General features: G+C 71.5%; 9 protein-coding genes. 8 read left to right on the forward strand and 1 reads right to left on the reverse strand.

From position 1 onward, the window contains the following. Positions 1-95: 95 nt before the first annotated feature. Both C7M71_RS23025 and C7M71_RS23035 read left to right on the forward strand, forming a co-directional pair. Complete coding sequence (locus C7M71_RS23025; protein WP_111491262.1) at positions 96-6,251, forward strand: hypothetical protein; 6,156 nt, start codon at positions 96-98, stop codon at positions 6,249-6,251. Positions 6,252-6,845: 594 nt separating this feature from the next. Further along, positions 6,846-7,373 carry a low molecular weight protein-tyrosine-phosphatase gene (locus C7M71_RS23035; RefSeq protein ID WP_111493711.1) on the forward strand — a complete coding sequence of 176 codons (528 nt, stop codon included), beginning with the start codon at positions 6,846-6,848 and terminating at the stop codon, positions 7,371-7,373. A 55-nt stretch (positions 7,374-7,428) separates the two neighbouring features. On the opposite strand, the gene C7M71_RS23040 is transcribed toward C7M71_RS23035, so the two are convergent. Next, a complete protein-coding gene (locus C7M71_RS23040) occupies positions 7,429-8,010 on the reverse strand; it encodes a GNAT family N-acetyltransferase (RefSeq protein ID WP_111493709.1) in 582 nt (193 codons plus the stop codon). A gap of 261 nt (positions 8,011-8,271) precedes the next feature. On the opposite strand from C7M71_RS23040, the gene C7M71_RS23045 reads away from it, so the two are divergent. From C7M71_RS23045 to C7M71_RS23070, 6 genes are all read left to right on the forward strand, one after another. Next, positions 8,272-9,033, forward strand: coding sequence for a DeoR/GlpR family DNA-binding transcription regulator (locus tag C7M71_RS23045; protein ID WP_111493707.1), 762 nt, complete (start codon positions 8,272-8,274; stop codon positions 9,031-9,033). A gap of 102 nt (positions 9,034-9,135) precedes the next feature. Next, positions 9,136-10,530 carry an ABC transporter substrate-binding protein gene (locus tag C7M71_RS23050; RefSeq protein WP_111493705.1) on the forward strand — a complete coding sequence of 465 codons (1,395 nt, stop codon included), beginning with the start codon at positions 9,136-9,138 and terminating at the stop codon, positions 10,528-10,530. 7 nt (positions 10,531-10,537) lie between these two features. After that, positions 10,538-11,503, forward strand: coding sequence for a carbohydrate ABC transporter permease (locus C7M71_RS23055; RefSeq protein ID WP_111493703.1), 966 nt, complete (start codon positions 10,538-10,540; stop codon positions 11,501-11,503). Next, the gene (locus tag C7M71_RS23060) at positions 11,500-12,351 is read left to right on the forward strand and encodes a carbohydrate ABC transporter permease (RefSeq protein WP_111493701.1); all 852 of its coding nucleotides are present in this window, start codon (positions 11,500-11,502) and stop codon (positions 12,349-12,351) included. Before C7M71_RS23055 ends, C7M71_RS23060 begins: the two co-directional genes overlap by 4 nt. Beyond that, entirely contained in the window at positions 12,348-13,337 is a 990-nt protein-coding gene (locus tag C7M71_RS23065; protein ID WP_111493699.1) for a zinc-dependent alcohol dehydrogenase family protein, read from the forward strand. Before C7M71_RS23060 ends, C7M71_RS23065 begins: the two co-directional genes overlap by 4 nt. Next, the gene (locus C7M71_RS23070; protein WP_111493697.1) at positions 13,334-14,263 is read left to right on the forward strand and encodes a carbohydrate kinase family protein; all 930 of its coding nucleotides are present in this window, start codon (positions 13,334-13,336) and stop codon (positions 14,261-14,263) included. Before C7M71_RS23065 ends, C7M71_RS23070 begins: the two co-directional genes overlap by 4 nt. The last annotated feature ends 52 nt before the right edge of the window (positions 14,264-14,315 follow it).

Here is a 14,315-nt window from a genome sequence, read left to right on the forward strand (position 1 = left end):
CCTTCTTTGACTCTCTCCTCAAGACTCCTCGGCGTCGAGTGGGCCGATCCCCCGGAACCAACCACAGAACAGCTACGGAAACGGAGCACGCACATATGCAGGACCGCTACTGCGTCGTCACGGGGCCACCGCTGTCCCCGCCGGGCGTGTCGGCCGAGGCCCTTGGAGGCATGGCCGCCGCTCTCAACGCCTTGGAACACCCGGCCGCCGCCCTGAACGACCTCACGGTCGGTATGGTGGAACTCGCCTTCAACTCCCTGCCGCCCAAGCACCGGCAGGAGCTGCTCGGCAGCCTGGGAATCCGCATGGCGGCGCCTCGACGGGCGGGCAGCGCCCTGTGCCGGGACATTCTCACCAGGCTGCGGCGCGAGTCACGGCAGCACATGTGCACCTGCGGAGTCAGGGAACTCACCCGCACTGTGATAGGTCAGGTGGGTAGGTTCGTCTTTGAGCAGGACGACGAGACAGTCACCGACCCCGTTTCCCGGTGGGGTGCGACGCTGGTCCGGGCCGCAATGTTCGCATGGTGCAACGCCTCTGTCGCCGATGCGTACGTCCTCGCCTGGGCGGCGGACCAGGACTGGTTCGCCTCGACGGCCGACGAGAAGGAGACCGCACGACTCGTCGCTGTCGGTGGCGCGGCGCGGTCCATCATGGCGGCGAACCCGGACTTCGCTCCCGGCGCACCGGAAGGCCAGGAGCCGCCACTCTCGGGCGACGGTAAGCGTGAGCGTGCTGCCATTCCCGACCGGCCGGGCACGGAGGCCTCCACACCGGACCCCGTCATCTCGAACGACCTGCCCACGACAGCGCCTGAAGGTGTCCGGGTCGGGAAGATGACAGATCCGGAAGAAGTCTGCCGGCAGCTGGAATCGGCTCTCTCGGACGCCCGGCAGGCCGCCGAGAGAGTGGCCGACGCGGTCGTGGACGGCCGTCCTCCGCAGGACGATGACCTGACTTCGCTGGCAGCACTGCACGGTGTCTTCGACGGAGCCGACGCGGTGTTCCGTGCGGCGGGCATCGGGGGGGTGCCCCATCGCCTGGAAGACATGGCCTGTGCCGCACGCTCGTACCGGGCGGCACACGACCGTGACCTCCAATCGCGGGAGACGTTGCGCGAACTGCTGGATGTCGAGTGCCGCCCGGACAGCCCGGCCGTCTTTGCCGCCGAGGCCGTGCGCAGCGCGGCCCGCCGCCTGCTGGACGCAACGGTGTGGGAGCAGACGCAACGCCAGGAGAGCGCCGCCCTCGCCGCCCTGGAACGTCTTATTCGGCTGGGGCGGCAGGCGGACGCCGCAACGGAGATCCTTGCTCTTCAGGAACAGGTCGTCCGGGTGCTGCCCGGATGTGCGATGGCGGCGGTCATGGCTCCTGAATTGACGTTGCCGCAAGCGGAGGACGCCTGCCGCGGGGCCGAGTCCGGCGGACCCGCCGGGCCGGAGACGGAGGCCGCCGAGCCCGCGAGCGCTACGGTGACCGATGAACGCCGTGCGGTTGGGCATACCCGGCATGGAGAGCCCGTCGAGGAAACGGCCGGGAACCCGGCAGGGGAGACTGCCGAGCACTTTGCCGAGGAGCCCGCGTCCGACTCCGCCTTGGACTCCGAAGCCGCCGCACCTGCCCGGACCACCCCCCCAGGGCCGCGCCACATTGACGACGCACCGACAGCGATACCCTCCGACCGTGACCCGGCACCGCCCCTGAACTCGGACCCCGACACCCCGGCACCGGCACCGGCACCGGCGCCCGCACCCGCGCTCGCTACCGCCGCACCGCGCGACGAGGACACACCGGCCGAGGAAACGGCCAGGGCTGCGCCCGAGGACCAGGACTCCGACGAGGCCGTGGCAGAGCGGGCCCTGGCACGGCTTGTCGTGGAGCGGCGCTTCGGACTCGCCCACCATGTGGCGAGCGCCACTGGCCGCCCCGAGCCGCAGGTGGCCGCGCTCCGCCTAGCCGGTGCCACTGCGCTTCTCACCTCCGGTGACAGCCAGGGCGCCCGACTGACCGCGGACCTGCTCCAGCAGTACGGTGGATACGCGGGCCGTGATTCCGAGGGCAGCGAACTCGTCCTGCTGCCAGCCCTGCTGCGTACGGCGCTGATAACCGGCGACCATCTGGCGGGTGCTCAGCTCAAAGCCCTGGTGCCTCGGCTGCCGGACCGGCTTGGAGAGGCGGCGACCGCCGTCGCCGACCGTGCCCTCAGCGGTGCCCTGATGACCGCTTCCCCGCTGGCAGTCATCGCCGACGTCTCCGAGACGGAGGCCCGACTGCGGGAGTTGCGCGAGCAGTGCCGCGCCCTGCTCGCACCGCAGAGGCTGCGGTTCGCGCGGGCGACTGAGATCGCCAAGCACTGGCTGGCTGCCGATGACGGGATGCTCGGATCGCTCCTCATGACCGTGGTCCGCGACAACCGCGACGCGATGCCACAGGTGCGGGAGCAGGCCGAACGCCTGTCGAAACTGACCGAGATCAACAACGAGATCGACCGCATGGACCGCAAGCACCGCTCGTCCAGCGGCAAACCGCTCCAGGGCTCCGGAAGGCACGACCTGGTGCAGGTCGTTGAGCGGGCAGCCGGCCTGACCAGGGAATGGTGCCTGGCGGTCGACGGCATCCGGCGCGGCGACCGGTCCGACGGCAACCGGGCGGTCAAGGAGATCTCCTCCCTGCGCCAGTCCTTGCTGGACGGCAAGGAGGCGGTGCTGGGGGAACTGGAGCAGTTGGCGCGTCGCTCGGGTACCGTCGCCGCCGCGACGGCGTGGGCGGCACGCACCTCCATGGAGGAGCTGTTCGCTCTCCTGGGTGGTGACACCGCGACCACGCATCCCGGTGGTTCGGTCGCCCCTGAACTCGTGCTGGACGTGGAACTGCTGAAAGTGTGCGACACCCGTGACGAGCGGCCGCCGCTCGACCGGCTTCTCATGGCGGTCGACCGGAGCTGGGACGACGCCCTCGCCGAGCGGCTCGCCCACGACGCCTTCGCCGCGGCCCGCACCATCGTCGAACTGGCCGGTCGTGCGGTGCTGCCCACCATGTCGGCCAGGGAGTTCACCCCTCCCACCGTCGCCGAGATCGCCGAGCGGGAAGCCGCCAGGCGCGCGAAACTGCGGCGGGCGCACGACGAACTCGTCGCCGAGCTGCACCGCGCGCAGGCCGACGGTGCCGTCACCGACGACCAGGACCTGCGCCTTCAGGAGTTGCTGGCCGGCGCCCGCATCCGACTCGACGACACCGACACGCACGACCTGATGGACGTACGTCGGGCGCTCGACACCGTGACGAGCGACCTGCCGACCTTCCGGCAGCAGGCGGCCGACCGGATCCGGGCCCGGCTCGACGCCTTGGACCTCGCCACGGAGGAACGGGCCCAGGTCCTGCGGCACCTGGACACCGGCGGCTTGGCCACCGCCGCCGACCTCGTCTACTTCCTGGAGATCGGCGAACCCGTCCCGGAGATCGAGACCGGAGAGTCCCACCTGATCGAGTTCTTTCCGGGCGTGCCCGACGGCCTGCGCAAGGGCATCGACCGCGAGCTCGTCGACCTCGTCCGCTCTGGCGGCAAGCACTCCACAGTCCCCCTTCTGGACTACGGCGCCCTCTCCACCGACGAGGCGGCACTGGCGGCCGATGCCCTCGACGATTGGCGAGAGCTGGGCGCCACCGAGCCGAAGGACCGGCTCGTAGTCTCCGCGCGGCGGCAACTGCTGCCCGCCCTCAAACTCCTCGGCTACGACGCCAAGAGCGCCAGGCCACTCGACGAGCGGTCCCCGCACCGGCGCGAGTATCGCCTCTTCGAGGTGACCGAGGTGGAGATCAACGGCAGGGCGAAGGCGCCCGCGTTCGGCTCGCAGATCAGAGAGCAGGGCGGCAGCCTGCGCGTGCTGATGGTCTGGGGCCGACCGCCCGCCAAGGTCGTCATGAGCCTGGCGGAGCGCGACACCAGCGGAGCGAGTCTCCTCGTCGTCTACTTTGGCACGCTGAGTCGCGAAGCCAGGGTCGAACTTGCCGTCGGCTCCGCCCGCTTGCAGCCGCTGATGGTCGTGGACGACGCCGCCCTCGCCTACCTTGCGGCCCGAGGCAACCGCCAGGTCAGCACCGCCACGCAGACACTGCTGCCGTTCTCCGGCGTCAACCCCTACATCAGGGAGAAGCGCGGCCGGATCGGCGGCGAAATGTTCTACGGCCGCGACGCCGAACGTAAGAGCATCCTCGACCCGCGCGGCACTCAGGTCATCTTTGGCGGCCGGGGCCTGGGCAAGTCGGCGCTGCTCAGCGACGCCGGCGAACGGTTCGCGGAGCAACGCCCCGGCTACCACCAGGCGGTGTACGTGAATCTCGACCAGGAGAACATCGGCAAGGGCAGCTCGCTGGGGCCGGAGGCGCTGTGGAGCGTCCTGGACCGGGAGCTGGCTGAGGCGCAGGTACTGGGTCGGCCTCAGGGCCGCAGGTCGCGTCAGGACATCTCCGAACGGGTGCGAGCCGCCATTCGGGCCTGGCTCGACGGGGACTCACGCCGCCGTCTGCTGATCCTGCTCGACGAGTGCGACCAGTTCTTCGAGGCGGACGCCCCCCGTTTCGACCAGACCAAGAAGCTCAAGGGCCTCGGTTCCGACACCAAGGACCGTGCCAAGGTCGTCTTCGCCGGGCTGCACTCCGTACAGCGGTTCTCCAAGCTGGCCAGCAACGGGCCGTTCGGCCACCTCGCGCAGACCCCGAAGGTGATCGGCCCGCTCGCCCCCCAGTTTGCCGCCGAACTGCTGGTCGAGCCGATGCGGGCGCTCGGGTTCGAGTTCCACGACATGGATCTCGTCAACCGGGTGCTCGGCTACTGCTCTTACCAGCCTTTCCTGCTCCAGATGTTCGGTCACCGGCTGGTCGAGCTGATGCACCGCAAGCGGGCGCGGCGCGGCGCGGAGGGACCCCCGTACGCGGTGGACGTCGCCGACATCGAGGTCGTGGAGTCGGACACCGGGCTCAGGGACGGCATCTCGGCGGCCTTCAAGGACACGCTCAGCCTGGACCACCGCTACGACGTGATCGCCAACGTGCTGGCGTACCAAGCCCGCCACCACGGCCTGGAGGTGCGGCTGAGCGACGCCGAACTGCGTGAGGAGTGCGAGACGTTCTGGCGCAAGGGCTTCGAACAACTCGACACCGAGGGCTTCCGCGCCTATCTCTCCGAAATGGTGGGCCTCGGCATCCTCGCTCCCAACCACGACGGCCAGGGCTGGCATCTGCGCGGCCCGAACGCCCTGCGCATGATCGGCACCTCCCACGAGGTGGACGCCCGCCTGCTGAGGGCCGAGCAGGACTGCGAACTCCAGGAGAGCATCGTGCAGGAGGGCCGTCCCGAGCTGCCCGACGGCCGGCCGGCCCCGCTCACCATCACCCAGCTGGACGATCTTCTCGGCGAGCGGTCCAACCAGACGAGGGTCGTCCTCGGAACCTCAGCCACCGGCATCGCCGACGTCGGCGACACCCTGCGCACAGTCGCCGGGCGCATCGCCGACTGGAAGCTGCCACCCGTCGGCAGGCCTAGCGTCTACAAGCAGGAGCTCACCGGCGGACTCCCGCGTGAACGGCGGGTCGTCATCAGCGACTTTCCCCACTACAAGGACCCGGTCCGGCCAGAGACCTGCCGGGAGGCCGTCGACCTGGCCGAGACGCTGCTGCCCGCCACACCGGGGGTGACCCGCGCGGTCGTCATCGTCACTGACCCCGACCAGCTGGGCCTGTGGCGCACGTTGCTGACCGGCGCCGAACCCACCTCGGCCGCCCCCGTGGTGCTGCGCCGCCACGACCGCCGCAGCCTGCGCGGCTGGGCCCAGCGCGTCGAGATGTTCCACACGGAGGACCGCCTGGACCGTCTCCACGAGTTGACCAGCGGCTGGCCGTGCCTGGTCGGCCGCGCACACCGCCTGCACAGCGGACTCGGCGACCCCGACGAGGCGTTGCGCCGCCTCGCTGGCCTGCGTACGGACCGCGCCGAGGTCCGCGACTTCGTCGAGAAGACCGGCGTGTACGCGGACCCGCTGCTCGCGACCGGATACCGGGCACTCGACGACGAGTTCAAGGAGGACTCGTTCGACCTGGAGAGCGCGGTGACCGCCGTGGCTGTCCAGATCGGGGACGAGGACGAGGCCCAGTGGATCGTCAGCTGTCTCGACGCCCTCCAGGTGTTCGACCGTGAGGACACCCAGTTGCGTCTGGAACCGCTGCTCCGCCAGTGCGTAGCGCTCGACACGTGACAATGCGTGACACTGGACCGGCCACCCGCATACCCGGGCGGCCGGCCTGGTTCACGGTCCGGATGCCGGTGGCCGGACACGACTGCGTGCCCAACGGTAGGCGCGGGCGGCGACGAGGAGGAGTGACGCGTTGCGAGGCGCTGCGTCGGTGACGGGGCGCGACGAGCTGGCCGGAGTACGCCTGTATGCGCGGGTGGTGGTGTGGTCCGCCCACTCGTTGTCGGGTAGTCCCCTCACTCGGGACTTACCCCTCGATGTCAGTGCCGCCCTCTACGGTGGAGATTCGGATGCCGCCGAGGCGGTGGGGGAGGAGGGCACCAGGCGTGCACAGGGTTCCACCGGAGATGTTCCGGTTCACGACCGTGGAGAGATCCGATCTGTACTGGGCGGTGTTGGACGCCTTCGGCGTGGCCGGCGAGCACCTGGAGACGGCGCTGGGGCTCGACGCGGTGCGCGCGCGGCTGCGCGGGGTGGGTCGAGAGCGTGGCCGTGCTGGCGCCGGTCGCGGGGTAGCGGCAGGCGGCGGCCGGGGCGGGGGCCGGGGGAGCCGTCCCCCGGCCGCCTCCGGCCTGCCGGTCGGGGGATGATGGCCCCATGACGACCCTTCCCTCCGCCCCGGCCCGCATCGCGCCGCTGCGTGTCTGCTTCGTCTGCACGGGCAACATCTGCCGCTCGCCGATGGCGGAGCAGGTGTTCCGCACCCGGGTGGCCGAGGCGGGGCTGGAGGGACTGGTCGAGACGGACAGCGCCGGCACCGACGGCTGGCACGAGGGGGACGGCGCCGACCACCGCACGGTGTCGGTGCTGGAGGCGGGCGGCTATCCGAGCGTCCACACCGCACGGCAGTTCCGGGCCGCCTGGTTCGCCTCCCGCGACCTGGTGATCGCGCTGGACGCGGGCCATCTTCGGCGGCTGCGCCGCCTCGCCCCCACGCCGCAGGACGCCGCCAAGGTCCGGCTGCTGCGCTCCTACGACCCGGCGCTGCCGACCGGCGCCGACCTCGATGTGCCCGACCCGTACTACGGCGGGCCGGAGGGGTTCGAGGAGTGCCTGGCGATGTGCGAGGCGGCCTGCGACGGGCTGCTGGACGCCGTACGGCAGGAACTCGCCGTACGCGGCTGACCCGGTCAGCCGTCCACGTCCGGTCAGCCGGTCAGCCGGTCAGTCGGTCAGTCGGTCAGTCGTTCTCGGAGCGGATCCAGACCATGATGCGCCCGGTCTCCGCCGGGGCGGCGATCACCTCGTCCCTGATCCGGTCCAGCCGGTAGCCGAGCCGGCGGGGAATGGCGGCGCTGGCGGTGTTGGCCTCGTCGCAGTGGATCTCCACCCGCGCGATGCCGGGCAGGGCCAGGGCGGCGGCGGTGAGGGACGAGACGGCGTGCCGGGCGTGGCCCCGGCCGGTGTGGGCGGCGTCCAGCCAGTAGCCGATCTCCAGCGCCCCCGGCCCGATCCGGCCGTGCAGGCCGAACGCCCCGATCACGCTGCCCGGCCGGGCGTCCAGCCCGAGCAGATAGCGGAAGTCCGTACCGGCCAGCCAGGACTCCTCGGCGGCGCGCGACTGCTCCTCGGTCTGCGCCGCTTCGGGTGCCTCTGCGGCCCAGGGCATCCAGGGCCGGAGGTGGTCGAGGTTGGCGAGGACGGCGGCGTTGAGGGCTGCGGAGTCCGCCAACGTACGGCGGCGCAGTGACACCCCGCCCGGCAGCGGGAGCACGGCGGGCGGGCGGCCGGAGGTGAGGGAGTTCTCGGCTGTCTGGCTCATGGCGGCATTGTTCCGGTTGCGGCACCTCCGCGCCGCCGCGTTATCAGGGACCAGTCAAACGCAGGAAAACCCGCAAACTCACCGTGCCCGGCCCGGCACTCACCCTCTCACCTGCGCATATGGGGTCGCTCAAACGGGCAGAACCGGGCAGATCCCGATGCGGCCCGGGGCCTGGCTCCGGCGCGTGGCAGGGGTATAAATCTCAGGCGGGCAGAAACGGGCAGCCGGTGCCCGAACGGTCCCTGAGCGGAGGTGCGCCCCATGCGCGGCGAGGAGCGCCAGCATCGAATCCTGGCCCTGGTGCGCCAGTCCGGGCAGATGGAGGTCACCGCGCTGGCGGCGGACTTCCAGGTGGCACCGGAGACCATCCGCCGCGACCTCAACGCACTGGAACGGCGCGGCCTGGTCCGCCGCACCCACGGAGGCGCCTACCCGGTGGAGAGCGCGGGGTTCGAGACCGACCTGGCCCGCCGCGAGACCCACCAGGTGGAGGGCAAGCGCCGGATCGCGGCGGCGACGGTCCGGCTGCTCGGCGAGGCGGAGACGGTCTTCGTCGACGAGGGCTACACCCAGCAGCTGCTGGCCGCGCTGCTGCCCAGCGACCGGCCGCTGACCGTGGTGACCGCCTCGCTGCCGACCGCCGCAGCGGTCGCCAAGTCCTCCGAGACCACCGTGCTGCTGCTGGGCGGCCGGGTCCGGGGCCGCACCCTGGCGACCGTCGGGGCGTGGGCGACCCGGATGCTGTCGTCCTTTGTCATCGACCTGGCGATCATGGGCGCCAATGGCATCTCCCGCGACTTCGGCCTCACCACACCCGACCCCGTGGTCGCCGACGTCAAGGCCCAGGCGGTGCGCTCCGCCCGGCGCCGCGTCCTGGTGGGCATCCACACCAAGTTCGGCGCCGCCAGCTTCTGCCGCTTCGCCGAGATCGGCGACTTCGAGACCATCGTCACCGACACCGGCCTGCCGGCCGCCGAGGCCCACCGCTACTCCCTGCTCGGACCCAACGTCATCCGCGTCTGACCGGCACCCCTACTCCCTCCCCCTGCGTGCGAGCCGCCGCAGGGCCATCCCGGCACGCCCCGCTGCGCAGTGCCGGCCCCACCCGCAGAAAGGCAACCCCTGATGAACCGTACCGAGCCGCACCGCACCGACAGCAGAGAGACCCGGCGCCGCCCCGCCGCCCCGCTGACCGCCCTCGCCGCCTGCACGGCCCTGCTGGCCGCCGGCTGCGCCGGGGCCGGCGGTTCCGGCAGCAGCGCGGACGGCGCCTCGGTGAACGTCCTGATGGTCAACAACCCGCAGATGGTGGACCTCCAGAAGCTGACCGCCGCCGACTTCACCAAGCGGACCGGCATCAAGGTCAACTTCACGGTGCTGCCGGAGAACGACGTCCGCGACAAGATCAGCCAGGAGTTCTCCAGCCAGGCGGGCACCTATGACGTCGCCTCCATCAGCAACTACGAGGCACCGATCTACGGGAAGAACGGCTGGCTGGCCCCGCTGGACGACACCGTCGCCAAGGACCCGGACTTCGACCAGGCCGACATCCTGCCGTCGATCCGCAAGAGCCTCACCGGGGCGGACGGCAAGCTCTACGCCGAGCCGTTCTACGGCGAGTCGTCCTTTCTGATGTACCGCAAGGACGTCTTCGAGGCCAAGGGCCTGACCATGCCCGACCGCCCCACCTGGCAGCAGGTCGCCGACCTGGCCGCCAAGGCGGACGGCGCGCAGCCCGGGATGAAGGGCATCTGCCTGCGCGGACTGCCCGGCTGGGGCGAGGTGATGGCGCCGCTCACCACCGTGGTCAACACCTTCGGCGGCACCTGGTTCACCAAGGACTGGCAGGCCCAGGTGAACGGCGAGGGGTTCAAGCAGGCGGCGACGTTCTATGTCGACCTGGTGCGGGCGCACGGCCAGCCGGGCGCGGCGCAGTCCGGGTACGCGGAGTGCCTCAACAGCCTCCAGCAGGGCAAGACCGCGATGTGGTACGACGCGACCGCCGCCGCCGGGTCGCTGGAGAGCAAGGAGTCGCCGGTGGCGGGCAAGATCGGCTATGTCGCGGCGCCGGTCGTCAGGACCAAGAGCTCCGGCTGGCTGTACACCTGGGCCTGGGGCATCCAGAAGGCCGGCAAGCACCAGAAGGAGGCCGCCGCCTTCATCGCCTGGGCATCGGGCAGGCAGTACGAGGAACTGGTCGGCAAGGAACTCGGCTGGACCAGGGTCCCGGCGGGCAAGCGCACCTCGACCTATCAGAACGCCGAGTACCGGAAGGTGGCGGGCGCCTTCTACCAGGCCACCCAGGAGGCCATCGCCGGCGCCGACCCGCTCGACCCCGGCGTGCAGCCCCGGCCGGTCGGCGGCATCCAGTTCGTCGACATCCCGGAGTTCCCGGACCTGGGCACCAAGGTCTCCCAGGAGATCGCCTCCGCCATCGCCGGCCGCAGCTCGGTCGACGCCGCCCTGGACAAGGGCCAGCAGCTCGCGGAGCAGGTCGCCGCGAAGTACCGGAACGGATGAGGCCCCGATGAGCACGACCTTCACCGACAGGATCCGCAGCCGGGCGCCGGTCGGCCCACCCGCCCCGGCCGCCCGCAGCTCCGCCCGGGCCGTGGCCTGGGCCAGGCGGGCGCCGCTGATGCCGGCGCTGGTCTTCATGGTGGTGGTCACCCAGCTGCCGTTCGTGGCCACGCTGGTGATCTCCTTCATGGACTGGAACGCCCTCTACCCGGACCAGCGGGCCTTCACCGGATTCGGCAACTACGCCCAGGTCTTCGGCGACGCCGATCTGCGCTCCTCGGTGGTGACCACCATCTGGCTCACCGCCGGTGTCGTACTGCTCAGCCTGCTGCTGGGGCTGGGCCTGGCGCTGCTGCTGGACCGGCGCTTCCGGGGGCGGGGGGTGGTACGCACCCTGCTGATCGCCCCGTTCCTGCTGGTGCCCGTCGCCTCGGCGCTGCTCTGGAAGCACGCGCTCTACAACCCCGAGTACGGGCTGCTCAACGGCACGCTGACGGCGGTGTGGCGGTTCTTCGGCAGCGACCACCCGCCGCAGCCGGACTGGATCACCTCCATGCCGCTGGGCGCGGTCGCGGCCTCGCTGATCTGGCAGTGGACGCCGTTCATGATGCTGATCCTGCTGGCCGGACTCCAGAGCCGCCCCACCGAGGCGGTCGAGGCCGCGCGGGTGGACGGCGCCGACGCCTGGCAGGTCTTCCGCTACCTCACCCTGCCGCACCTGCGCCGCTACCTGGAGCTGGCCGCCCTGCTGGGTTCGATCTATGTGGTGCAGAACTTCGACGCGGTCTTCACCCTCACCTCGGGCGGCCTGGGCACCGCCAATCTGCCGTACACCATCTACGAGAGCTTCTACCAGGCCCATGACTACGGGCGGGCCTCGGCAGCCGGCGTGGTGGTGGTCGCCGGGACCATCGTCGTGGCGACGCTGGCCCTGCGCCTGGTGTCCAGCCTGCTCAGGGAGGAGAGCTCATGAGCACCGCCGCCGTCAGCCCGCCCCGCCGACGCCGGGCCGGTCCGCTGTGGGGGCTGGTCGCCTGGGCCGCCGGACTGCTCTTTGTGCTGCCGATCGGCTGGATGGTCCTCACCTCGCTGCACAGCGAGCCGGACGCCGCCACCAATCCGCCCTCGCTCGGGGCCAGGCTCACCCTGGACGGCTACCGGGAGTTCTTCGGGGCCTCCACCGGCACCAGCCCCTGGCCCCCGCTGGTCAACTCCCTCACCGCCAGCGTCGCTTCCACCCTGCTGGTGCTGGCGCTGGCGATCCCCGCCGCATACGCGCTCTCGGTGAAGCCGGTGCGCAAGTGGTCGGATGTGCTCTTCTTCTTCCTCTCCACCAAGATGCTGCCCGCCGTCGCCGGTCTGCTGCCGATCTACCTGGTCGCCCAGAACCTGGGCCTGCTGGACAACATCTGGCTGATGGTCGTCCTCTACACCTCCATGAACCTGCCGATCGCGGTCTGGATGATGCGCTCCTTCCTGGCCGAGATCCCGGTGGCCATCCTGGAGGCCGCCGCGATCGACGGCGCCGGGCTGCCCACCGTCTTCCGCCGGATCGTCATCCCCATCTCCGCGCCGGGCATCGCCGCCACCTCGCTGATCTGCTTCATCTTCAGCTGGAACGAGATGCTCTTCGCCCGGGTGCTGACCGGCGTCCGCTCCGTGACCGCGCCGGTCTTCCTCACCAGCTTCGTCACCAGCCAGGGACTCTTCCTCGCCAAGGTCTGCGCCGCGGCCGTGGTGGTCTCCCTGCCCGTTCTCATCGCCGGATTCGCCGCCCAGGACCGACTCGTCCAGGGCCTCTCGCTGGGAGCCGTCAAATGAAGGCCGTCGTCATCACCGAGCCCGGCAGTGTCGAGCTCACCACCGTCGAGGACCCGACCCCCGGCCCCCGCGAGGTGGTGGTCGCCGTCGCGGCGTGCGGCCTCTGCGGCACCGATCTGCACATCCTCCAGGGCGAGTTCGCCCCGACGCTGCCGATCGTGCCGGGACACGAGTTCGCCGGGGAGGTGGTGGCCGTCGGCTCCGCCGTCACCGAGGTGGCCGTGGGCGCCCGGGTCGCCGTCGACCCCTCGCTGCACTGCGGGGAGTGCCACTACTGCCGGATGGGCCGGGGCAACCTCTGCGAGCGGTGGGCCGCCATCGGCGTCACCGAGCCGGGCGGCGCCGCCGAGTTCGCCGTCGCGCCGGTCGCCAACTGCGTGGTGCTGCCCGACCATGTGGCGACCGCCGACGCCGCCCTCATCGAACCGCTCTCCTGCGCGGTACGCGGCTATGACGTGCTGCGCAGCAAGCTGGCCGACCATGTGCTGATCTACGGCTCCGGCACCATGGGGCTGATGATGCTGGAACTCGCCAAGCGCACCGGCGCCGCGACCGTCGACATGGTCGACCTCAACCCGGACCGGCTCGCCACCGCCCGGCTGCTGGGATGCAGCAACGCCACCGCCTCGGCGGACGAGATCGCGCGGCCGCGCGGCTGGGATGTGGTGATCGACGCCACCGGCAACGCCGCCGCGATCCAGGACGGCCTGGGCAGGGTCGGCCGCGGTGGTACCTTCCTCCAGTTCGGCGTCGCGGACTACGCCACCCGGGCCGTCATCGAGCCCTACCGGATCTACAACCAGGAGATCACCATCACCGGCTCCATGGCCGTGCTGCACAGCTACGAGCGGGCCGCCGAACTCTTCGCGGCGGGCGTCCTGGACCCGGGTGTCTTCATCAGCGACCGGATGCCGCTCGCCGACTACGCCCACGCCCTGGAGCGCTTCCAGGCCGGAGTGGGACGCAAGATCCAGGTGGTGCCGTGACCCGGCCCGCCGTCCTGGTCGTGGGGGAGGCCCTGACCGATGTGGTCGCCGGACCGGACGGGCAGCGGCGGGCCCACCCCGGAGGCAGCCCCGCCAATGTCGCGCTCGGCCTGGCCCGCCTGGGCCACCCCGTCGAACTGGCCACCCGCATCGGCCGCGACCGGTACGGGCAGGTGCTGCGCGACCACCTGACCGGCGCCGGGGTCCGGCTCACCCCCGGCTCGATCGTCGACGCGCCCACCTCCACGGCCACCGCCGAACTCGACGGGCAGGGCAGCGCCAGCTACCGGTTCGACATCAGCTGGGACCTGCCGGACCTGGCCCTGCCCCCCTGCCACCACCTGCACACCGGGTCCATCGCCACCGCGCTGGAACCCGGAGCGACCCGGGTGGAACGGCTGCTGGCCGAGGCCCGGCCCGGCCGCACCATCTCGTACGACCCCAATCTGCGGCCCGCGCTGCTGGGGCCGCCGGCCGGTGAACGCCCCCGGGTGGAGCGGCTGGTTGCCGCCGCCGACCTGGTGAAGGCCAGCGAGGAGGACCTGGCCTGGCTGCACCCGGACGCCGACCCGGACGCGGTCGCCGCCCGCTGGGCCCGCTCCGGCCCGGCGCTGGTCGTGCTCACCCGGGGTGCGGGGGGCGCCTGCGCCTACTGGGGTGCGGCGGGCCGGCAGCCGCTCCCGGCCCAGCCGGTCACGGTCGCGGACACCATCGGGGCGGGGGACGCCTTTATGGCCGGGCTGCTGGCGGGCCTGCTCACGGCCGACCTGTTGGGCGGCGGCGGGGCCGCGCTGCGGGAGGCGGCGGGCGGTGGCACCCTCCACCCGGGTGTGGCGGCCGCGCTGCGGCTGGCTGGGCGTGCGGCTGCTGTGGCCTGCTCCCGGGCGGGTGCCGACCTGCCGACTCTGGCGGAGGTGGGGGGCTGACGGGTCGGCTGGGCGTGGCCGGGCTGCGGCTTGGTTTCGTCCAGCTGACTTG

The sequence above is a fragment of the Peterkaempfera bronchialis genome (genome assembly GCF_003258605.2).
In the GTDB taxonomy this organism is placed as follows: domain Bacteria; phylum Actinomycetota; class Actinomycetes; order Streptomycetales; family Streptomycetaceae; genus Peterkaempfera; species Peterkaempfera bronchialis.

Bases quoted from the DNA above. Each gene is read 5' to 3' on its own strand.
- C7M71_RS23025 (WP_111491262.1), top strand. From the start codon at position 96: ATGCAGGACCGCTACTGCGTCGTCACGGGGCCACCGCTGTCCCCGCCG.
- C7M71_RS23035 (WP_111493711.1), top strand. From the start codon at position 6,846: ATGACGACCCTTCCCTCCGCCCCGGCCCGCATCGCGCCGCTGCGTGTC.
- C7M71_RS23040 (WP_111493709.1), bottom strand. From the start codon at position 8,010: ATGAGCCAGACAGCCGAGAACTCCCTCACCTCCGGCCGCCCGCCCGCC.
- C7M71_RS23045 (WP_111493707.1), top strand. From the start codon at position 8,272: ATGCGCGGCGAGGAGCGCCAGCATCGAATCCTGGCCCTGGTGCGCCAG.
- C7M71_RS23050 (WP_111493705.1), top strand. From the start codon at position 9,136: ATGAACCGTACCGAGCCGCACCGCACCGACAGCAGAGAGACCCGGCGC.
- C7M71_RS23055 (WP_111493703.1), top strand. From the start codon at position 10,538: ATGAGCACGACCTTCACCGACAGGATCCGCAGCCGGGCGCCGGTCGGC.
- C7M71_RS23060 (WP_111493701.1), top strand. From the start codon at position 11,500: ATGAGCACCGCCGCCGTCAGCCCGCCCCGCCGACGCCGGGCCGGTCCG.
- C7M71_RS23065 (WP_111493699.1), top strand. From the start codon at position 12,348: ATGAAGGCCGTCGTCATCACCGAGCCCGGCAGTGTCGAGCTCACCACC.